22 protein-coding genes are annotated in these 19,886 nt (G+C 47.4%); 10 read left to right on the top strand and 12 right to left on the bottom strand.

The features are described 5' to 3' along the window. Positions 1 to 93: 93 nt before the first annotated feature. Genes H0Z19_RS06790 through H0Z19_RS06815 form a run of 6 tightly spaced genes read right to left on the bottom strand, consistent with a single transcriptional unit; the run spans position 94 to position 5,525 of the window. Positions 94 to 1,407 carry a RuBisCO large subunit C-terminal-like domain-containing protein gene (locus H0Z19_RS06790; protein ID WP_290725108.1) on the bottom strand — a complete coding sequence of 438 codons (1,314 nt, stop codon included), beginning with the start codon at positions 1,405 to 1,407 and terminating at the stop codon, positions 94 to 96. Positions 1,408 to 1,411: 4 nt separating this feature from the next. Further along, positions 1,412 to 2,638 carry a saccharopine dehydrogenase family protein gene (locus H0Z19_RS06795; protein ID WP_290725110.1) on the bottom strand — a complete coding sequence of 409 codons (1,227 nt, stop codon included), beginning with the start codon at positions 2,636 to 2,638 and terminating at the stop codon, positions 1,412 to 1,414. 57 nt (positions 2,639 to 2,695) lie between these two features. Continuing rightward, a complete protein-coding gene (locus H0Z19_RS06800) occupies positions 2,696 to 3,475 on the bottom strand; it encodes a radical SAM protein (RefSeq protein ID WP_290725111.1) in 780 nt (259 codons plus the stop codon). Continuing rightward, entirely contained in the window at positions 3,460 to 4,632 is a 1,173-nt protein-coding gene (locus H0Z19_RS06805; RefSeq protein WP_290725112.1) for an Nre family DNA repair protein, read from the bottom strand. Before H0Z19_RS06805 ends, H0Z19_RS06800 begins: the two co-directional genes overlap by 16 nt. A 58-nt stretch (positions 4,633 to 4,690) precedes the next feature. Continuing rightward, entirely contained in the window at positions 4,691 to 5,239 is a 549-nt protein-coding gene (locus H0Z19_RS06810; RefSeq protein ID WP_290725114.1) for a DUF6544 family protein, read from the bottom strand. Continuing rightward, a complete protein-coding gene (locus H0Z19_RS06815) occupies positions 5,211 to 5,525 on the bottom strand; it encodes a DUF6544 family protein (RefSeq protein WP_290725116.1) in 315 nt (104 codons plus the stop codon). The genes H0Z19_RS06810 and H0Z19_RS06815 overlap by 29 nt, the downstream gene beginning before the upstream one ends. A gap of 99 nt (positions 5,526 to 5,624) precedes the next feature. Between H0Z19_RS06815 and H0Z19_RS06820 the strand changes: the two genes are divergently transcribed. The 5 genes from H0Z19_RS06820 to H0Z19_RS06840 are packed head-to-tail and all read left to right on the top strand — an operon-like array spanning position 5,625 to position 9,571. Beyond that, positions 5,625 to 6,125 (top strand): hypothetical protein, encoded by a 501-nt coding sequence (locus H0Z19_RS06820; RefSeq protein WP_290725118.1) that lies wholly within the window; start codon positions 5,625 to 5,627, stop codon positions 6,123 to 6,125. 21 nt (positions 6,126 to 6,146) lie between these two features. Continuing rightward, positions 6,147 to 7,007, top strand: a complete 861-nt coding sequence (locus H0Z19_RS06825; RefSeq protein WP_290725120.1) for a ribbon-helix-helix protein, CopG family — start codon at positions 6,147 to 6,149, stop codon at positions 7,005 to 7,007. A 25-nt stretch (positions 7,008 to 7,032) separates the two neighbouring features. Further along, positions 7,033 to 7,725: a bifunctional precorrin-2 dehydrogenase/sirohydrochlorin ferrochelatase gene (locus H0Z19_RS06830; RefSeq protein ID WP_290725123.1), complete on the top strand. Its 693-nt coding sequence runs from the start codon at positions 7,033 to 7,035 to the stop codon at positions 7,723 to 7,725. Next, positions 7,722 to 8,660 carry an Lrp/AsnC family transcriptional regulator gene (locus tag H0Z19_RS06835; protein ID WP_290725124.1) on the top strand — a complete coding sequence of 313 codons (939 nt, stop codon included), beginning with the start codon at positions 7,722 to 7,724 and terminating at the stop codon, positions 8,658 to 8,660. Before H0Z19_RS06830 ends, H0Z19_RS06835 begins: the two co-directional genes overlap by 4 nt. After that, positions 8,657 to 9,571 (top strand): TIGR00269 family protein, encoded by a 915-nt coding sequence (locus H0Z19_RS06840; protein ID WP_290725126.1) that lies wholly within the window; start codon positions 8,657 to 8,659, stop codon positions 9,569 to 9,571. Before H0Z19_RS06835 ends, H0Z19_RS06840 begins: the two co-directional genes overlap by 4 nt. A gap of 47 nt (positions 9,572 to 9,618) precedes the next feature. Here the strand turns inward: H0Z19_RS06840 and H0Z19_RS06845 are convergent, their stop codons facing one another. Both H0Z19_RS06845 and H0Z19_RS06850 read right to left on the bottom strand, forming a co-directional pair. After that, positions 9,619 to 10,293: an ABC transporter ATP-binding protein gene (locus tag H0Z19_RS06845; RefSeq protein WP_290725128.1), complete on the bottom strand. Its 675-nt coding sequence runs from the start codon at positions 10,291 to 10,293 to the stop codon at positions 9,619 to 9,621. Next, complete coding sequence (locus H0Z19_RS06850) at positions 10,280 to 10,963, bottom strand: ABC transporter ATP-binding protein (protein WP_290725131.1); 684 nt, start codon at positions 10,961 to 10,963, stop codon at positions 10,280 to 10,282. The genes H0Z19_RS06845 and H0Z19_RS06850 overlap by 14 nt, the downstream gene beginning before the upstream one ends. A 52-nt stretch (positions 10,964 to 11,015) precedes the next feature. Here H0Z19_RS06850 and H0Z19_RS06855 point away from each other — a divergent pair, with 52 nt between their 5' ends. From H0Z19_RS06855 to H0Z19_RS06870, 4 genes are read left to right on the top strand one after another with little or no spacing between them, the layout of a single operon-like run. Then, positions 11,016 to 12,275, top strand: a complete 1,260-nt coding sequence (locus tag H0Z19_RS06855; protein WP_290725133.1) for an ABC transporter substrate-binding protein — start codon at positions 11,016 to 11,018, stop codon at positions 12,273 to 12,275. A 15-nt stretch (positions 12,276 to 12,290) separates the two neighbouring features. After that, complete coding sequence (locus H0Z19_RS06860; RefSeq protein ID WP_290725135.1) at positions 12,291 to 13,145, top strand: branched-chain amino acid ABC transporter permease; 855 nt, start codon at positions 12,291 to 12,293, stop codon at positions 13,143 to 13,145. Further along, a complete protein-coding gene (locus H0Z19_RS06865) occupies positions 13,142 to 14,083 on the top strand; it encodes a branched-chain amino acid ABC transporter permease (RefSeq protein ID WP_290725137.1) in 942 nt (313 codons plus the stop codon). Before H0Z19_RS06860 ends, H0Z19_RS06865 begins: the two co-directional genes overlap by 4 nt. 14 nt (positions 14,084 to 14,097) lie before the next feature. Further along, positions 14,098 to 14,616 (top strand): nitroreductase family protein, encoded by a 519-nt coding sequence (locus H0Z19_RS06870; RefSeq protein WP_290725139.1) that lies wholly within the window; start codon positions 14,098 to 14,100, stop codon positions 14,614 to 14,616. A gap of 3 nt (positions 14,617 to 14,619) precedes the next feature. Here the strand turns inward: H0Z19_RS06870 and pheA are convergent, their stop codons facing one another. From pheA to H0Z19_RS06890, 4 genes are read right to left on the bottom strand one after another with little or no spacing between them, the layout of a single operon-like run. Continuing rightward, positions 14,620 to 16,473, bottom strand: coding sequence for a prephenate dehydratase (gene pheA / locus H0Z19_RS06875; protein WP_290725141.1), 1,854 nt, complete (start codon positions 16,471 to 16,473; stop codon positions 14,620 to 14,622). Between the two features lie 4 nt (positions 16,474 to 16,477). After that, the gene (aroD, locus tag H0Z19_RS06880; protein ID WP_290725143.1) at positions 16,478 to 17,068 is read right to left on the bottom strand and encodes a type I 3-dehydroquinate dehydratase; all 591 of its coding nucleotides are present in this window, start codon (positions 17,066 to 17,068) and stop codon (positions 16,478 to 16,480) included. 2 nt (positions 17,069 to 17,070) lie between these two features. Further along, positions 17,071 to 18,042: a 3-dehydroquinate synthase II gene (locus H0Z19_RS06885; RefSeq protein ID WP_290725145.1), complete on the bottom strand. Its 972-nt coding sequence runs from the start codon at positions 18,040 to 18,042 to the stop codon at positions 17,071 to 17,073. Continuing rightward, entirely contained in the window at positions 18,017 to 18,790 is a 774-nt protein-coding gene (locus tag H0Z19_RS06890) for a 2-amino-3,7-dideoxy-D-threo-hept-6-ulosonate synthase (RefSeq protein WP_290725146.1), read from the bottom strand. Before H0Z19_RS06890 ends, H0Z19_RS06885 begins: the two co-directional genes overlap by 26 nt. A gap of 253 nt (positions 18,791 to 19,043) precedes the next feature. Here H0Z19_RS06890 and H0Z19_RS06895 point away from each other — a divergent pair, with 253 nt between their 5' ends. Further along, positions 19,044 to 19,838 (top strand): basic amino acid ABC transporter substrate-binding protein, encoded by a 795-nt coding sequence (locus H0Z19_RS06895; protein WP_290725148.1) that lies wholly within the window; start codon positions 19,044 to 19,046, stop codon positions 19,836 to 19,838. The last annotated feature ends 48 nt before the right edge of the window (positions 19,839 to 19,886 follow it).

Raw genomic sequence — 19,886 nt, forward strand, 5'->3', positions numbered from 1 at the left:
AACCCTCACCTCATCCAGAACCAAAGCCTATCCTTACAAGGTTGGACTAGAGTCGCGAGAATAACAAAAAAGATGGTTTAAAAAGTAAAAAAATCAAAGCTGAAGAGCCTTCAAAAGCTCCTGCAGGTTGTTCTCTTCAGCATACTTTCTCAAGTCTGCATAGCCTTTCATTGCTGCATCTATGGCCTGTCTGAAAGCCCTTGCACCTGCAGCGGGCCCATCAGGATGTGCATGAATTCCACCTCCTGCAGCAACGACGAAGTCTTTACCGAGCGTGCTGACGAGTTTTGGAACCATGATTGGTGCTATGCCACCAGAAGGCATCGGGAAGCATGGTTTTATGTCGTAGAATGGATACCTGTGCTGCTTCGCAACCTCGATATACTTCTCCTCCATCATCGGTGCTTTGCCGTAAGGTGCGGGATAGACAACTATGTCCGCTCCAGCAAGTCTCGGTAGCTTTCCTAATATAAGCGTGCTCCTTACTCCAGAAGTTGGCGAGACGTAATACGCTCCAGCAACGTCCATGTGAGCCATTATCGGGACTTTTATGCTCTCGTCCTCAGCCAGAGCCCCCAACACTGGAAAGCCTGTGGCGAGGTAGTTGACCAGCAAGCAGTTAGCCCCAAGCTCAATCGCCTTCTCAGCATTCTCAAGAACTTCCGGGATGTCAGCTGTGACGTTTACCGCATAAAGCGTCTTCTCTCCCTTTTCCTCATCAGCCCTGTCAATCGCCTCCATGAACTTTGGAACCCTTTCTTCGATTCTGTTGAAGTCCGGATTTGCCAGCAACTCGTCGTCCTTTATGATGTCAACCCCACCTCTCGCCACCTCATATGCAAGCTTTGCACCGAGGTCTGGTGGGGAGTAGACGTCTGGCTTGATCATGTTGTTGAGCAGCGGGCGATCTTTGACTCCGAGCACCTCTCTTACACCCTCGATACCGAACTTTGGACCCTTAAATCCCTTAACGAATTCCTTGGGAAATCTTAGGTCGAGGAGCTTGAGCTTCGGTGCCATCGATATGTTTCCAACGACAGTTGAGAAGAGCATGGAAAGTCTGCTTCCCATGTTTCTCCATGGGAAGGCTATCTGTACGATGAAGCTTCTCCACTCAACATCCTGAGGCACCATAATCTCGTAATCGGGAACCTCATACACGCCCACAACCTTCGCGACATGCTTTCTCCTCACCTCTGGCGTTTCTCCCGGTACTGGCAGCCATGTGCCCGTGCTCTGCTCCAAGGCGAGAACCTGACTGATTTCAAAAGGATTCATCCCTTTCGGGAAAGACATGTAGTACGTCCCGATAACGTATTCATCCGGATCAACGCCTTCAGGCAGAGCTTCGGGGTTTGCCTCCGGATGCTCAAACTTCTGGAACCTCAGTTTGACGCCAAGCTGCATTCTATCACCCCAGAGCCGGAAAAACTTCCTTGAAATCTATTTCCCTCCTTCCACTCTCATCCTCAACCTCCACTATGAGGGGGATTCTTTCCACTCCCATTGCCTGCAGAATCTTCTGGGCAAGCTGTAAAGCGTCGATTGGATCAATGCAGGCCTCAGGAGGCATCACTCCTGCTCCATCAACCTTTCCCAAACCCATAAGCATCGCTCCTATCGCAGCCGGAATGCCGGTTCCTTCTCCCATACCCATTCCTCTCGAAGCGAGGGAGAAGTAGTACCTCTTCACCTCTCCTCCCTTCCTGCCTCTTACAGCAACCGTCACACAGCCCATTGGCTCCGTAATACCAGCCTTCTTCAGTAACTCCTCTCTCTTAGACAGTATGAACGCCACCGCAAACTCTAAGGGATCGACTGTCTGTTCTCCAACTTTGATTGGTGGCGAAGAGGTCATGCTGATTCTCACAAGAGTTTTGATAAGCTCAGCGTATTCAGGAGGGAGAACAAGGCCGAGATTCGTCACCCTCTTCACACCCTTGATGTACTTCGGTAGAGTTATGGTTTCTGGATGGGGATACGCGTAAACCCAGTACTTTCCAATGAGCGGAAACTCGAACTCTTCTTCCAAGGCCTTTCCGCTCTCTTCAAACAGCCTCACAGTCCTAAACTCACCATCCAAAAACACGGGAATTTCCATCTCCATTGAATGTATGCGGTGCTTCACAACTGCTGCCCCTTCTGTAGCCTCTCCTCCGTGGGCATGGTAGATGTCTATCGCCTCGGTTTCATCGAAGAGGTGGAGGGCGGCATACTTTGCCAGCAAATTGGCCAGGCCAGGAGAGCTTCCCATACCAATAACAGCCTTAATTCCAGCCTTTTTGGCATCATCATCCATTTTTAACTGCTCTACTGTGGCATCGTAATCATCGCAGATGTCCACATAGTTAACCCCCGCCTTAATTGTCGCACTCAACAGCTTGGGCCCGTACTCGTAGAAGGGACCGACACAGTTCAGCACGACATCAAAATCTTTGATAATTCCGGAAACTTCGTCCACATTTCCGGCATCGCATTTAAGGGCTTTACTCTCATCAAGCTGACAAACGCTGGCAGCTCTTTGAGCATTTTCTTCGCTCACATCTGCAACGTAGAGCTCTGAGAAAATGCCCGACCTGCTGAGGATCATTGCAGCAGTTGTGCCGACTGTTCCACAACCCAAAACAACACATCTCATAGGGCTGACTTCATGTCAGCAAATATAAAGATTTTGATTTAAAGTTAAAGATACTACTTAGACGTTTCCAAATGCCGGGATTGCCTTTACACCATATTTTTCGCAGATTTTATTAATCCTCTGGCTCAATTCTTTCCAGTCTGTCTTAGCTGCTTTTTCTGCCATTTCCGCTACAAATCCGCTCTTCATAAACCCCTTCACTCTGAACTTATCATAATAGAGTGAACTGCTTGTTTTACCTGCAATCTCAACAATCTCTTCAATTTCTTTCTCATCTACGCCTGGAATTACGGGGCCCATGAAAATCCAGGTCCTGACACCCTCATCGCTCAACCTTTCAAGCGCTCTAATCCTTCTTTGCGGAGAGGGGGCATAAGGTTCAATTTTCCGTGCAAAATCTTTGTCCAACATTGTAATGGTGAAGCCCACATCCACGAGATTTAGGTTCTGGCTAAGAAGATCCATATCTCGGAGAACAAGATCGCTTTTAGTCTGGATTCCGACCTTACAACCGTTTATCAACAATATTTCCAGAATTCTCCTTGTAAGCTCTTCCTCCTTCTCCAAAGGCTGATAGGGGTCAGTCATAGTGCTCAAAACGACTCTCCCACTCGGTCTCCTCCTCAACTCCTTTCCAAGAACCTCCGGGATGTTCTCCTTGACGATTACAACGCTTCCCCAGTTTTCTCCAACCTCTTTCTGGCAATAGCTGCGGGCGTAGCAGTAAATGCAGCCGTGTGTGCAGCCTGTGTACGGGTTGATGGTAAAGTCCACACCCGGCAGGTTGCTCCTGCTTAAAGCCCTTCTGACACTCTTTCTTATCACCCGAACTCCCATAGCGTCCTCTGCCTCCTGGCTTTAACGAGATTGGATGCTTTTATCCACCTCTCCACGCCGAGATGGGAGTGTTTGTTTACGAAACTGAGAGCATCTTCGAGTGTTTCAAATTCATAGTAATTGCCGGAGTACATTTTTCTCAGCATCTCCCTCACGAACCACACTCCGATTGGAACTTTGAATCCAGGATATATTTCCCTCCAGACTATTGCTGTCGCCTGCCTCCTTATCCGTCTCAGATACTCCGATGTGGCCAGCCTTGATGAATAGTAGCACCCCCCGAGCTTTGCGTATGATGTTCTTCCGAAGAATCCCTCGCTGTCGGTAAGAACACCAACCCTGCGGGTTCTGTTCCACGTAGTGTCTGGGTACCAAGCCTCTCCCCACTCGTAGCTCCAGGGAAAGGGGCAGAGGATGGCCATGAACAGGTTCTTGGTCTCTTTTAGGATGAAGACTCTGTATTTGTCTATGGTCTCGTACTGTTTTATTTCTTCGATAATTTTCTTAGAGAGGGTGTCGTCTACTGCAGTGATAGCCCACCTCGTAGGAACGAGCTTTCTTTTAACTCCGAGAGTCCCGGCAGAGAGCAGTTTTTGAATGTGGGACACAGCTATGCCCTTCTCGTATAGATAGCTAATAGCCTCAACAGCCCTCATATCGGTGTCGTAGTATGCTTTCTCAACTGCTTTCGGTGGAGGGGGTGTGGAGTAAATCTTCACACCTTTTGCAGGAGCTGATGCTCCAAAAGGCGGGAGAATATCGTCGAAATGTGTTCTGGCTGCTGGAGGCTTGGCTAGGTTCACCTCAACGTCAACTGGCCTGTCGTAGAGGCACATCTCCTGTATTGTCTCCAGCTTGTCGTACCTCACATCGGCCTTAAACTGGGCGAGAATCATCGAGTAGCGGTATTCGAGGATTCTATCAATTGGCATCTCAGACCACATCTCCGGTGTGTCATAAGCTCTGGTGTCTCCTACAACCGGAGGCACTGCCGGGCAAACCCTCACCTTCGGATAGCCATACCTACCGACGAAAAGTGAGGGTGGGGACGAGCCGAACACCTCATTTTCCACCTTAATTTGCGGTCTGAACACCGGAAGTAGCGGACAGGTTTTTCCCGAACATCTCATCCTGCCCCTGCACTCTATGCAGTCCACAGATTTAGTTCAGCTTAATAGTTGAAAAGGGTGATGGTGTTTTGGTTTGGATGTGGATTTATTGATTGTATTCAATATCAACTATCTCAACTTTGTCATAACAAAAATCTCCCGTTTCTAGTTTCCAGACGACATTCACTTTGTTTGGGATAATAATGCCATTAAACGACTTATATTCGACGATTTGTCCTTCCCAATCCTCGAGTGCAAATTTTCCATTTACTTCCCTATATCTCTTTGCCGTTATCTTTGTCACTTCTCCCCTCTCGTTAAAGTGGAAAATGGCTGAAGCAGTAATTCCGTTATGATTGATCGTTGCTTTTGCTGAACTGTTGTCAATAGCTTCCCAATTTATATAGTCATTCAAAAACGCTGAAGGGAACCATGTACATTCAGCTAAAAATCTCGTAATCTCTCCATTATCGACTTCGTATCCATTTGCATTAGCAACCTTAATGAGTCCAAGCAGTTTTACCACTAAATTTCCTTTACCGTCGATTAATTCATCTTTTGCGTGTATTGACACCAATGGAGCAACTTTTACTTTTGCTATCCAGATAAACTCAACAGAATCGACATTAAAGTACTGTTCTGCCTTTATTGGCATCCACTCTTGACCTTCTTTCATCCGAAAAATATCCACCCTGTTCCAGCCTGACGGTTGTAATTTTCTCCTTGCCAATAATCTGAGTGTATTTTAAATACCTTTGAACAGGTTCGGGCAACCCCTCTAAATCTTCAGCGGTAACAATTTCTGGTATTGCCTCCCCAACATCTCCAAGAATTTCATTTGCCTCTTCTTTCGCTTTTTTGTAAACACGAAGTCTCCAATAGTAAGATGATACTACTAAAATAAGAAACATTCCTAAAATAATCAACACAATTTTTATCATTTTAGTTCACCATAATTTTTCTTCGATAATTTTTTCCATTTATAACCATTTATTTGCCTCATGCTACATATCCTTCGGGACATATTTAGTTTGTGGGTGTTGGCGGGAACAAAAAACTGGGGGCAAAATCGAGCTGTATCCGCTGCATATTTACAGGTGGAGGAAAGCTCTGGCTGTAGTTTCAGGCTTGGGAATCTCTGTGGTACAAGTCTCTCTGATCATCAAGAACCATCAAAACTTCTCGAAGTCGAAAAATCATTATCTCCACTTCAAATCGAAATAAAAGCCATTCAGAAAGATCAAGCTATCTGGAACACATACCAGATTACTTTTCCGGCTCTCCACAGGAAACAAAGGGGTGGTAGCATAGAATTTTGTAGCTTCAAAAATGAAAGTTCTCTGAAAGCCGGCAAGGCGAATGCGGGAGACTATAAACTCACCCCTCCAAAACAGCCCGGAAAACGTTTTGTATTGAGATATTACCCCTCTGTCCACTTACTTGCACTTTTTCACCATTTCTCATCAATAAATTCGTCGAAAAACACCTCTACCTCCCATTTCTACCTCTCCACAAGAAACAAAGGGGGTAGGCTTAAGTAATTCATCTGTATTACAAGACTTGTGAAGTTGGTATCGTTAAGGCTCGAAAACGAGCTGGTGGAGAAGCTCGATGAGGTGGCGAGAAAAACCCTCCAGTCGAGATCCGAGATAATCAGGTCTTCAATAACCCTCTACCTTTCCCTCCTTGAAAACATAGGGTTCTACTTCAAGCCCTCTTTACCCATCAGAAACGCAGACGTTTACGAGGAGAGGAATGCTGTAAACGTTGATCTGGGAAATCTCACTTCAGTGAGTGTGCTCAGCGTATCTTATGGCGGTGTGGGGGAGCTTGAGCTGGATTTTAAGAGGGATCTGGAGTTTGTGGCGGAGGTGATGGCCAACCAGGTGGCTGTTGAAACTCTCTGCAGGTTTATCACACCTCTGCTGGTAATGCTGAACTCAACGTGTGACTTCTTTTACACCCACAGCTTTTTCAGGGCGTTCTCCGAAGCCATCAGGAGAAAAATAAATGTCCGCACGATGCTCGCTGGCTACGAGGAGTTTTTTGAGAGCAAGCAGAGCGGCTTTGTTGCGACTGTCATCGGGCTGAGAGACATGCGCGCTCGAAACTGTCCGAGGAGAGGGGACAGAATTTACTTTTTTGGAAAAAGTGTCAACGGGCCGGATTTGTCCATGGATGACCTGCTAAGCATGAATGACGTTGAGAGACTGGTTGGGTTTGTAAAGGACGGAAAGGCCTCTGCAATTTTCCCGGTTAAGAGTGGAGGGTTGGAGGAAGTGGCAGATTTCGCAGCCGCTCTTGCCGGAGGGAAGGCCATGCTGTTCGAGAGAAGAGAAGGCTGTCCAGCTACGGCAGTTATACTAACCTCTGCCGATGACCTCAGTGATTTCGGATGCGAACATGTTGGGGAAATACTTTAAATCGTAAAAGCCCTTTTGATTTTCAATGAGAATTCCCCTCTACATCGAATTTTCAGGGAAAAAGGTCGCCGTCATAGGTGGTGGTGGAGTCGGCACTCTCAGAGCTAAAAAATTTGTGGAGGTGGGTGCTGAAGTTACAGTCTTCAGCAGAGAGTTTAGCGATGAGCTCAAGTTTATGTCTGAAAGAGGGGATGTTAAGCTGGTTGAAGCTTCGGTCGATAATCTCGATTTTGAAGAAATTGCGAAGAATTTTGATCTGATTGTTGTTGCGGTAGGTAGTAAGGAGTTTAATGATAGGATAATTGAAGCTGCGTCAAAATACAGGTCAATGGTTAATCTTGCGAACGACGCAAGGAAAACGGAGGTAGTAGTCCCGTTTGAAGGAGGGAAGGACGGGATAAGGTTTGCCGTCACCACTGAAGGAAAGAGTGGAGTGGTTGCGAGGAAGGTGAAGGAGCTGTTCCAAAAGGCTCTTGAGGAGCAAGAAGAGCTTGTGCACTTTTTAAAGGCTATGGACTACCTCAAAGAGTATATGAAGTCCAATGAGATTCCGGTAAATTTGAGAATGAAGTTGTATCCTATTGTCAGCAGTAATGAGGAATTTCTTGAGCTTGTCAGGGAAGGAAAAGTTGACGAGGCAAAAAAGCTTGCTGAGAAAATAGTTGAGGATTACGTTTCAGGGAGAAAAAAGGCTGAAGAAGGAGGGATTCAGTTTTGAAGCTTGACATTGAGCTTTTAATGGCTTTACAGTATAACCTTCCTCTCACAACCACACCTCTCGTTGACCTGGCAGAGCAGTTGGGGAGGAATTCGGAAGAGGTAATCAGGCAGATTAGAGAGTACATTGAGAATGGAGTTGTGAAGAGGTACGGGCTGAATCTGAACTACAGGGCGTTTTCGAATTACACGAGAGCAGCTCTGGTTGGGTTCAGGACTGATGATGTTGATGGTGTGGCGAGAAAGGTAAATGCGTACGACGAGTTCAGGGTGAAGCACAACTTTTTGAGGGAGGCTTACTACAACGTCTGGTTTACGGTGAAGGGCAGGGATCTGGACGAAATCAGTGATATAGTTGGAAAAATTGCCGAGGAGTGCGGCGTTGATGATTACGTCGTGCTGCCAACGAAGAGAGTTTACAAGATGGATGTGAAGTATGATCTTATCAAGGGAGTTTCGTGGAGTAACAGGGGCTTGGAGCCAGAAAGCGCTCCGCTTGTGAGAGAATTGGGCTTTGAAGAAGATTTTGTGAGGTCTCTGGAGTCTCTGGATATTGTTGAAAGACCGTTTGCAATGTTCGACTACTCGGAAGAGGAGGTTGTTGATATCATACAAGAGCTAATGAAAAAGGGAGTGGGAAGGGACTTCAGTGGTGTGCTGAGAGAGAGGAAGATTGGGTTCAAGGAGAACGGTATGACGGTCTTGAAACTCTCCGACAGGCCAGAAAAGGTGGCGATGCAACTCCTGAAGGATTTTCCCCAGATAACTCACCTCATTGAGAGAATTGTTAACGAGAAGTGGAACTACCCGATTTACTTTATGGTTCACGCTGTAAAGAGGGAGCCAATTGAGGAGATAAGACAGCGGGTTCTTCGGGTTGAGGGAGTGGAGGAGGCAGAGACGATTTACAGCAGGGCAAATCTGAGGGAAACATGAAAAAGTGCTCTAAATGTGGTAGAAGGGCAGTAATATTTCAGAGACACTCAAACAGGCATCTCTGCAAGAGGCACTTTATCGAGGACTTTGAGAGGAGAGTCAAGCTTGCAGTCAAGAAGTACAATATGATTCAGAAGGGAGACAAAATCGCTATTGCCTTGAGCGGTGGTAAGGACAGCGTGACACTTGCCTTCGTTCTAAATAAGCTCTACGGCTTCAGGAGCGACCTCGAATTCTTCGCAATAACCGTGGATGAAGGAATTGCGGGCTACCGTCCCCCGACTGTAGAGATTGCCAGAAAGGTTACCGAACAGATTGGCATGGAGCATGTGGTCGTATCTTTTGAGGAGAACTTCGGCATGACGCTGGACGAGATGGTCAAAAGAGGAGACAAGAAGCCGTGCACTTACTGCGGAGTTTTCAGGAAGTATTTGCTAAACCGAACCGCGAGGGAAATGGGGGCGACAAAGCTCGCAACCGGCCACAACCTCGACGATGAAACTCAGACAATTCTGCTTAACTTCCTCAATGCAGATATGGAAAGAATGGCGAGGTTGGTGCCGCAGAGGGTTCAGGAAGGGCTGGTAATGCGAATTAAGCCCTTTAGGTACGTTTACGAGAAGGAAGTGGTCGTTTACGGAATGCTTCACGAACTGCCAATGGACTTCGATGAATGTCCCTACAGTCACTTTCCCGTCAGGGCAGCAGTTAGAGACTTTCTATACGATTTTGAGAACAAGTATCCCGGAAGAAAGTTCTCCGTTATGAGCAGCTTTGAAAAGCTGATTCCCTGCCTGAGGGAAATGTATCCTCAAATTGAGTTAAACAGGTGCGAAAAATGTGGCGAACCTACACCTCGTAGAATATGTCAGGCGTGCAAGCTTCTTGAGGAGCTTCGTGGTTCGGAGTGAGGATATTTGTCACCGCATTTTCTAAGATAGATTTAACACAAAAACCGTTATCCGAAGTACTCCTGCTCTATTTCTTCCATATCCTCAATGCTTCCTTCTCTGACAATCTGACCGCTCGCAAGGATGTAGAACCTGTCTGCGACATCGAAGGCCATCTGGGTGTTCTGCTCCACGAGGAGTATCGAAATCCCCAGCTCGTCCTTGATCGTTTCTATCCTTTCTGCAATGCTTTCCACGACAATGGGAGCGAGGCCCATTGAGGGCTCATCCAGAAGCAGAAGCTTCGGCTCAAGCATGAGGGCTCTGGCAATCGCTATCATCTGCTGCTCTCCCCCGCTCAGGTTCTTTGCCTTCTCTTTTCTCTTCTCTCTCAGATTGGGGAAGAGCGAGTAAAGGAAGTCGAGTTTGTCAGGGCTTCCGGCAATAAGGAGGTTATCCTCAACACTCATTTCCGGAAAAAGTCTCCTGCCTTCTGGGCTTATCGCGATGCCGAGCCTTATCCTCTCGTGGGGTTTGAGGGAGGTGATATCTTTCCCGCCAAAAACAATTCTTCCCTCAACCTTAACAAACCCGCAAATTGAGTTTAGGAGTGTCGTCTTTCCTGCACCATTAGGACCGAGAACTGCAACAGCCTCTCCCTCGCTAACAGCTATGCTCACATTTCTCAGAACCTGAGCTTTTCCGTAAAAGGCGTTTAAGCTGTGAACTTCAAGCAACGGCATACCTTTTCCCGAGATAGGCCTCAACTACTGTCTTCTCCTTGACAACCTCTTCAGGATGCCCCTCAAAAATTATTCTGCCTGAGTTAAGCACCACAACTTTATCCGCAACGTTGAACAGGTCCTTTAACCTGTGCTCTATTATCGCTATCGACTGCCCGTTGTGGTTTATTGTTTCAATAATCCCTGCAAGCTCCCTCGCCTCTTTCAGGCTCAAGCCTGAGAAGGGCTCGTCTAACAGAAGCAGTTTTGGATTTGGAGCCAGAGCTAAGGCGATGCTCAGCTTCCTCAGCTCTCCGTAAGATAGATTTGCCGCGATTTCGTGCCTTTTCTCCCACAGACCGAAGTCTCTGAGATATTCCAAGCTGTCCGAAACTGTAAGCATGTTCTGTTCGACCGTCATGTTGCTGAAAACCCTCACAATCTGGAATGTCCTTACTATACCCATCTTCGCAAGCTGGCTCGGTTTCAATCCAGTTATTTCCTTGTTTCTGAACCTTATCTCTCCGTTGTCCGGCTTCAAAAAGCCTGTAATGATGTTAAAAAGCGTGGTCTTTCCTGCACCGTTGGGGCCTATTATGCCCACCCTCTCGCTCTTGTTAATCTCAAGGTTCACACCCTCAAGCACTCTGCACTCTCCGAACTTCTTATGCACATTTCTGACTTTTAGCATAGTGTATTGCCTTACGGCAAGGTTTAAATACTTTGCTTTGCCCATTCAAACCATGAGATATGCTAAAGCTGTGCTAACAGTCCTTATACTGCTCGCTGCTATCACAGCACTATGTGCACAGCCGGAAAAGGCTGAGAGGGAAAAGGTCGTCATAGGAGTTATTGGGCCAATGGCTTTGCCGGAAGGGCAGGCTGAAGAGAAGGCTGTAAAACTTGCTGTTGAGGAGATAAACGCGCAGGGAGGGATACTTGGCCACAAGGTAGAGGTTGTAGTGGGTGACACGAAACTTGACTCCAACACAGCAACTTCTGAGTTCAGGAGACTTGCGACGGTTGAGAACGCTGATGTGATAATCGGAGGCTTTTCGAGCGGTGTTATGACGGCGATGATGGAGACAATGGCCGAGACCAAAACCCTATTCCTGTCTGACGCGTCCTCTCCGGCTCATGCCCAGAAGGTGGAGCAGAACTACGAGAAGTACAAGTACTGGTTCAGAGTCTCGCAAAACAACGGCTCAACATTCGCCCTCGACCTTGCCGACATGGTGAAGTTTTTGAGGGACAGCGGATACGAGGTAAAGAAGGTTTACGTTATCAGAGACGAGCACGTCTGGACCGATCCAGTCATGGAAGCCCTGAAACCGCTGCTTGAGGAGATGGGTGTGGAGATTGTCAAGGACGTCAAGATTCCGCGAGGTTACTCTGAATACGAGCAGCTAATCCTTGAAGCTGAAAACCTGAATGCAGACCTCATAATGCCCATTCTGGCGATTTCGGGAACCGGAGATATCCTCGTAAAGCAGTGGGCAACATTAAAGCCAGACCTGCTGCTTGCAGGACACGACCTCTCTGCCATTGACGCGGAACTTTACGAGAAAACGAATGGAATGGCCAACTACGAGATTTTCCTCGCTGATGGAGGGGCTCTCGTGACGGCACCACCAACTGAGAAGTGCAGGGAGTTTGTCGAGGCTTACAAGGCAAAGTACGGCCATTATCCGGAATCTCACCAGGCGTACGGTGCCTACGATGCCGTTTACCTTTACAAAATGGTGGTTGAAATGGCCGCTGAGAATGGCGAGAAGGATCCATTTGACCCAGATATCCTCGTGAAGTACCTTGTGAGATTCAACGCCTCTAATCCAGTGCAGCTCACGAGAACGATAGCGTTCTACGACAACCACGACCTGATGTGGGGTGACGAGTACGTCAGAAACTGGATTTCGCAGTGGCAGGATGGGAAGCAGTACATAATCTACCCACCATCGGTGGCTAACGGAGAACTCAAGCTACCACCTTGGATTCAGAAGTAGCAGGGCTGAGGAGGTATGATTGAGACACTAATTAAAATATTTTTATTCGGTGCTGTGGTTGGAGGAATCTGGGGGCTTGTTGCCTCCGGTTTCTCCCTGATTTTTGGAGTGTCGAGAATACTGAACTTTGCCCACGGAGCGGCGTTTGTAAGCTCTGCCTTTCTGGCCTACGCTCTGGTTAATGAGGGATACAGTCTGTATTTTGCAGTCTCGGCAGGTTTGATGCTCGCCGCAGTTATTGGAGTTGTAGTTTACGCTCTAACAAAGCCTGTAAGGGATAGGGAAGTTATGGTCATTATCGTGACGCTCGCCTTTGCCCTCTTGGTGCAGCAAGTCCTTTTAGTCCTTTTCGGCGACAGAGGTGTGTCAATAGAGCCCTTTGTGGAGGGAGTTGCTGAAATCGGAGGTGTGAAGGTTACACACATGAGACTTCTTTCATTAGCCCTCGCAGTAATCTGTCTGACAGCACTTGAGGTCTTCATAACGAAAACAAATCTTGGAAAAAAGGTTATGGCCACTGCTCAGGACAGCAGAGCGGCGATGATGGTCGGCATCGACATTGAGAAGATATTCCTCTTTGTTATGGTTCTCTCATCACTTCTCGCAGGGTTTGCCGGGATACTCTATGCACAGATATTTGCCGTCAATCCTGAAGTTTCTCTGAGGGCTTTGATTTACGCGTTCGCCATCGTAATTCTTGGAGGTTTGGGTAGTTTGAGGGGCAGCATTGCTGCATCCTTCATTGTCGGATACATTCTCGTAATCACCATAACATTCCTCGGGGCGAGGTGGTCGGAGTTCGTGATGCTTCTGACTATCGTTGCCATCCTCGTTGTGAAACCGACGGGTCTTTTCGGGGTGGAAGAATGAGGTGGGTGAATGGAGCAGCTTTGATTTTGGCTGCAGTCATGCCCTTTATTCTTCCAGAGGCATACCTCTACATCTTCGGACTTGCCTACATCTTTGCGGTCATGGTCATTAGCTGGGATTTAATGGTGGGCTACACAGGACAGGTGAACCTCGGACACACGACATTTGTTGGACTGGGAGCATATGTTGCTGCATTGCTGCAAACACCGCTTAGAACTGGAATCGCTATGCATCCCGCAGTATCAATAATTGCGGGAGGAGCAGCCGCTTCGGCAGTCGGGCTTGCAATCGGAATCATCACACTTAGGCTGAGGGGATACTACTTCGCCCTCGTTACGGCCATCTTGCCGTTGGTTTTCATGCAGACTGTCTTCATCTGGAGGGAGCTTTTTGGTGGTGAGGAGGGCTTCGCAGTAGAAAACACTCTTTTCACAACGACACTTGAAAAGTACTACTTCAGTCTGGTCGTTTTAGTTGTATCCTTCATTTTAATGAAAAAAATTGTGGACAGCAGAATCGGGTTAAGGTTCATGGCTGTGAGAGACAGCGAGGAACTCGCTGAAAGCCTCGGAATAAACACAACCAGATACAAGGTCTTGGCCTTCGTGCTGACCTCCTTCTTTGCGGGAATTGCGGGGGCGATGGTTGTGAACTACCGCTTTACTGTAAGCCCTGAGCTCTACGGAGTACCTCTGATGCTTTTGATAATCCTCTCAGCCGTTCTTGGAGGTTTGGGAACGCTTTACGGACCTTTGATTGGGGCGATGGTGATTTACCTCGCAAAGAACTGGTGGCTTGGCGACATCATCCGCACATTCTCCCTCCCCATAAACGACGAGATTGTGCTGTATGCGATACTGATTGCAGTTGGAATACTCATGCCCGAAGGTCTTTACCATGAAATTAAGGAAAGGTGGGTAAAATCAAATAAGCAGTGAGGAAAAATGAGGCTATGGAATGCTTGGATTTGCTGTTCAGAAGAGTATCAATCAGGAAGTTTAAGCCTGATGACATTGACGATGATACTTTAATGAAGATTTTGGAGGCTGGAAATGCCGCGCCCTCGGCTGGAAATCTGCAGGCAAGAGATTTTGTTGTTGTGAGGAATGAACAGACGAAGAAAAAGCTCGCTATGGCCGCTTTGAAGCAGATGTTCATCGCCGAGGCTCCTGTTGTGGTTGTTGTGTGTGCCAACTATCCGAGAAGTATGAGGGTTTACGGTGAGAGAGGGAGACTCTACGCTGAGCAGGACGCTACTGCAGCGATTGAGAACATCCTTCTCGCTGTGACGGCGCTAAATCTGGGAGCAGTTTGGGTGGGAGCATTTGATGAGGAGCAGGTTTCGGAGATACTTGAGCTGCCCGAACACGTCAGGCCGATGGCAATAATACCAATTGGCCATCCAGCGGAAAATCCAGCTCCGAGAAACAGGTATCCGGTTAGCATGCTGACGCATTTCGAGAAATGGTAAAAATCAGAAGGCATCCAGCCTCTTAACCTCGTCAAAAACGCCAACCACTTTGTAGAAGGCCGTAACCTGCTTCAGGTCTCGTAAGTCATCCTCTTTCAGCGGAGCTTCCACCTCCACGAAGAAGACATAGTCTCCAAGCCCTGTTCCGGCTGGCCTCGACTCAAGCTTTCTTAAATTGAATCCTTTCCTGTGGAAGACATCAAGCACATCCTTAAGCGCCCCTGGCCTATCTTCAACTCCGAAGAAGAGTGATGTTACGTTTCCTTCGCTTTTTCCAGTCCTCTTTCTTATCAGGTAAAACCTCGTTATGTTTCTGCCCTTCAAATCCTGTATCCCCTTTCTGAGCACGTGCAACCTGTAAAACCTTGCTGCGTTCTCCGACATTATTGCTGCAGAATAGTCGTCGAGCATCCTGGCTGCATCGCTGGTTGAGGTGGTGTACCTTATCACAACAGAGGGGAGGTAGTTGTTTATGAAGCCCATGCACTGTGCAACTGCCTGTGGGTGAGAGTAAATGGTCTTTATTTCTTTCAACTCTATTTTCCTCCTTGCAGCGAGGCAGTGAATGACCTCAAGCCTCGCCTCTCCGAAAACCTCAACGTCGTGGTTCATCAATGCGTCGAGGACCGGCAGAACTGTACCGTTTACAGAGTTCTCAATCGGCACCAGACCGTAGTCAACCTCTCCACTTTCGACCAGCTTAACTATCTCATCCGTCGTGGAGCAGTAACGCAATGGCACTCGCGAGCCGACAAGCTTTAACGCCATTTCCTCGCTGAAACTCCCTTGCGGGCCGAGAACGGCAATTGTGTACTTCACCCCAGCAACCTTGTACTCCTCCTCCTTTGCTAGGCTCATTATTCCCTCAAAAACCTCCTTCAGCTTCACGGGATTAAGATTTGTTTTTGAAACAACCTCCCACAGCTTCTCCTCCTCAACGTCTCTGACCTCTATAGGCTCTCCCATATCAATCTTTATCCTCGCAATCTGTCTTGCAGCGTCAATTCTCCTCTCAATCAGCCTCAAAATCAAAGAGTCAATGGATTTTATAAGTCCCCGAAGCTCGTCTATACTCTCGGCCTTTTTTGTGGCTTTGTAGGACTCAAGGATAATCGTGCTCGACTCGTAGTCGGTGTAAATCTTTCTCAACTCTTCAAAGACTCTTCTGAAGCTCTCCCTGTCTTTCATCTTCTCGTGGAGCTCCATTGCTCTTTCGAGGTAATCCCTTCTCATCTCTTCAGCATTCTTCTGAATCTGGTAGTACATCTCCCAGTTCTGGTTTATAATCCTGCTTGCAAGCTTGTAGAGCACAGTGAAAATCGGAGAGGCGTATTTCAGCTCCTCTTTGTCGTATCTTAAATAATCAGCCATCGAGACGAGGATGAAGTGCGCAATCCCCTGAATCTCTGCCATCTTTCTGTCATGCTCCTCAACGTCAAGTCTGCTTAGAACAGCCCCGCATCTCCTCAGCTCGTTCAGAATTACTTTCTCCTCATCTCTTCCGGATTCCCGGACAACTATGACGTTTGAAAGAGCAAGCTCGCTGTCACCACCAAGCATCGGGTGAATGCTGAGGAAATCGAATCCGGACTTCTCGAAAAGAGGAACCGAAACACTCTTTACCGATGAAATGTCCACAAGCAACGCGTCCTTCTTAGCCTCTCTCTTTATGTGCTCTAAAGCCTCTTCAAGCGCGTACATCGGAGTGCAGACGAATATGACGTCGAAGCCAGAAATGCTGTTTGTGTCCTTCTTCATCTGGTCTATGTCGTATCCTCTGACGTAGTATCCTCTGCCGTAGAAGAGATCTCTGAAGAGCTTTCCCATGTTTCCAACGCCGTAAATCAGTATTTTCATACAATCACCCCAGCCTGCTGACTATCTCTCTTGCATCAGCCAGGCTTAGCTGCCCTGGAGCCTTGGGACTTCCTACATAACAGTAAACGAATGGAGAGCCAAGGTAGGCGGCAAAGATGCGGGTAAAGCTGAACTCCTTCCCCATGAGGAAAGCGACAACATCGTCGTAGTTTACAAGAATCCTTACGATCTTCTCCACATCTTTCTTGCTTCTCCCCATGGTCGCGATTTTGACAATATCTCCTCTTCTGCCCTCAACAATGCTCCTCAGCTCATTATAGTCAGGTGTCTCCTTGAAATTGTGGTAGGATTCAATTATCTGACAGTTGAAATCGAATGCAGAGTCTGGAAGGTCGTTTTCCAGATCGATATATTCGGGGTTGAGTGCATCAAAAGCCTCCCTAATCCACTCAAGCCTCTTACTCTCCTCACCCTCAAACTTTCCGCCATCTGAAACCCTCCTGCACGTCAGAATTTTTTCCTTGTCAACTTTAACATCTCTAAAATCGAATAGGTCGAGTCTGAGCTCAACAACATCCGTATTTTGGGCAAGATTGAGCTCTTCAAGACTTGAAACAGTTGCAACGAGCTTCATGCCTACCTTTCCACGATGAATTCGTCCACTTCGACTCCAAAGTGCCTTGCCTTCTTCCCAAGCCAGACCAGAACTTCGTCTCCCGGCTTCAGCTCGGCAACGGAAACATGCTTTCCGTCTGGTGCAATTAGTTTGATCGTCTCTGCATTCTGCAATATCACGCTCCCCTCAACTCCGTCAAACTCGGCTGTTACCAGAATCAGGGGCCTTCTCTCTATTTTAACCCTTCCAACGTAGCTTTTTCTGACACTACCGTCGAATTTTACGACCTCTACTTCATCTCCAGCCTTGAGTTCGGCAAGGTACCTTGTCTTATCCCCCACCTTTAGGTAAGCATTAACGCTGCCGGCGTTAACTCTGAAAGGCCTTGAAGCGACGTATTCACTCTCCTCACTCTCGCTTGCAACAAGAAACATGAATGAAGCTTGATTTCCGACAAGCACACCCTCTCCGGGAGTCATGAGCGTAACGGTGTCAATACAAACCCTCTCGCCAACCCCGAGCGGCCTGATCTCCTTCACTCTCGCCTTTACAAGTTCGAGCCTCTCCCCCTCTTCTTTGACCACCTCGTAGAACTTTCGTAAGGTCTCTCTGTCTCCGCTTACAGCTATTCCGTCAGCACCCTTTTCGAGAGTTGTAAGCGCTAGCTTTGCATCTTCGATTAATTCAACGGCAGTTATGACCTTTCCACTCTTCTTCATGGCGATGATGTTCTCAAGCGGTATAACCTTCCAGTCCTCAAACTTCAGAACCACGACGTCCTTTTGCAGCGCTTTTTCCTGGTCTTCTGCCGATGAAATTTTTATAACAGCATCCTCAATCGGTATTATTTTTATCCTTCCGAGCTTCTCTGCTCTTTCTTTGAACTCTTTTTTTACAAAGGCTCCGTCAAATCCTATCTCTATGGCGTCCTTCAGCATCTCCTTTACTTCGTCCCAGCTTTCGCCTTCAGCCAACAACCATACTTCTTTCATATTTCACCACTTCCTCTAAAGGTGCATTGCCATGGACAAGCATGTGCAATGTTTTGGCAATTCTCACTGGTTGGTCGCTGTTAAATACATTTCTCCCCGCAGCCACTCCAGATGCGCCTCTTGTCAAAGCGTCGTGAACTCTCCTTAAGAACTCCTCCTCGCTTCCCTTGCTCCCTCCGGCCACAACAACGGGAATATCGCAGACGTTTACAACTTCCTCGAATCTCTGAACGTATGGTACCTTCAGAATGTCCGCACCGAGCTCGTAGCCAATTCTCGCGGCATGCCTTACAGTCTCGGTGTTAACCTCTATGCTTCCTCGCGGGTACATCATGGCCAGTAGAGGGATTCCGTAGTCGTCGCAGGTTTCGGAGATCATTCCTACCTTTTCTATCTGGTCAGCTTCCGTCTTGCTGCCAACGTTGATGTGAACGCTTACAGCATCAGCCCCAAGTGCAATTGCCTTTTCAACACTCGTGACGATCCTCTTATCGTTCGGGTCTTTGGCATGCGCAGTTGATGCGCTGAGGTGGATTATGAGGGCAGCATCCATTTCCGCAAGAACTGCGGAATGCTTTGCCACACCCTTGTGTACAACCACCGCATCGATGTACTCTTGCACCTCTTTAACCACTCTGTCCACGTTTTCTATCCCTTTTTCTGGTTTGGTGATTCCGTGGTCCATTGGAAGTATTACAGACCTTCCATTTTTTACTATTCTTGATATTCTTCTTTTTTTACCTAACATATAAAACACCTCTTATATTTTTCGAGCATAAACCCATACACAAACACGCAGCCATTGCAGAGCACCTCCCGCTAATTAAAAGCTAAACCAATAGCCAAAGCTAAACCCAAAATAGAATCCATACACCTTTTCGACTTTGGCTACATTGTGCATTAAAGGCTGTTCGCCAGTATGTATTTAAGTCTTTCCAAATCCGTGAAGTTTAGACTTTATTTATCGAAAATTTTTTAAGTTTTAAAAATTGCAACTCAGCATGAAAAAGGCTGTTCCGATGCTGGTTGTGCTGGCTGCGCTGCTTCTGCTTGGTTGCGCTCAGCAGACAGAGCAAAAAGAAGAACAAACTCAAATCAAGCTTGTAGAGCCGGGCTACCTCACAGTGGGGAGTGACATCGCCTACCCGCCCTTTGAATTTACTGACGAAAAGACGGGAGAGTACACGGGTTTTGACATCGACCTCATGAAGGAGATTGCGAAAAGGATGGGTCTTGAGGCCAAGTTCGTGAACACTGCATGGGATGGCATCATTCCGGGATTACTGTCTCACAAATACGATGTTATCTGCTCTGCGATGACAATTACGGAAGAGAGGGCGAAACAGGTGGACTTCAGCGACCCGTACTTTGAGGCAAGGCAGGTAATCATTACAAGGGCCGATGTGACAGAAATTAACGATGTAGATGACTTGAATGGCAAAGTTGTTGCGGTACAGCAGGGAACTACTGGGGACTTCGCCGCTCAGAGGCTGAAAGATGAGAAGGGGATTCAGCTTGAAATCAAGAGGTTTGAAGGTACCCCTGAAGCTCTGATGGCAGTTCAGAAGGGGGATGCAGATGCGGCAATCATCGACAACTTCGTAGCTTATATCGCTGCCAAGGAAAACCCTGGAATTTACCGTGTTGTCGAGTCTGATGAGTTTGCACCTGAGTACTACGGAATTGCCGTGAACAAGGACAATCCAGCTCTACTTGAAAAAATCAACGAAGTTCTTAAAGAAATCAAGGAAGACGGAACTTACGACGAGATTTATAATAAGTGGTTCGGTGAGTAGGGCATGTCCACATTACCAAAACCTATAAATCTAAAACATAACACTAAA

This window comes from Archaeoglobus sp. (genome assembly GCF_017656475.1).
Lineage (GTDB): Archaea > Halobacteriota > Archaeoglobi > Archaeoglobales > Archaeoglobaceae > Archaeoglobus.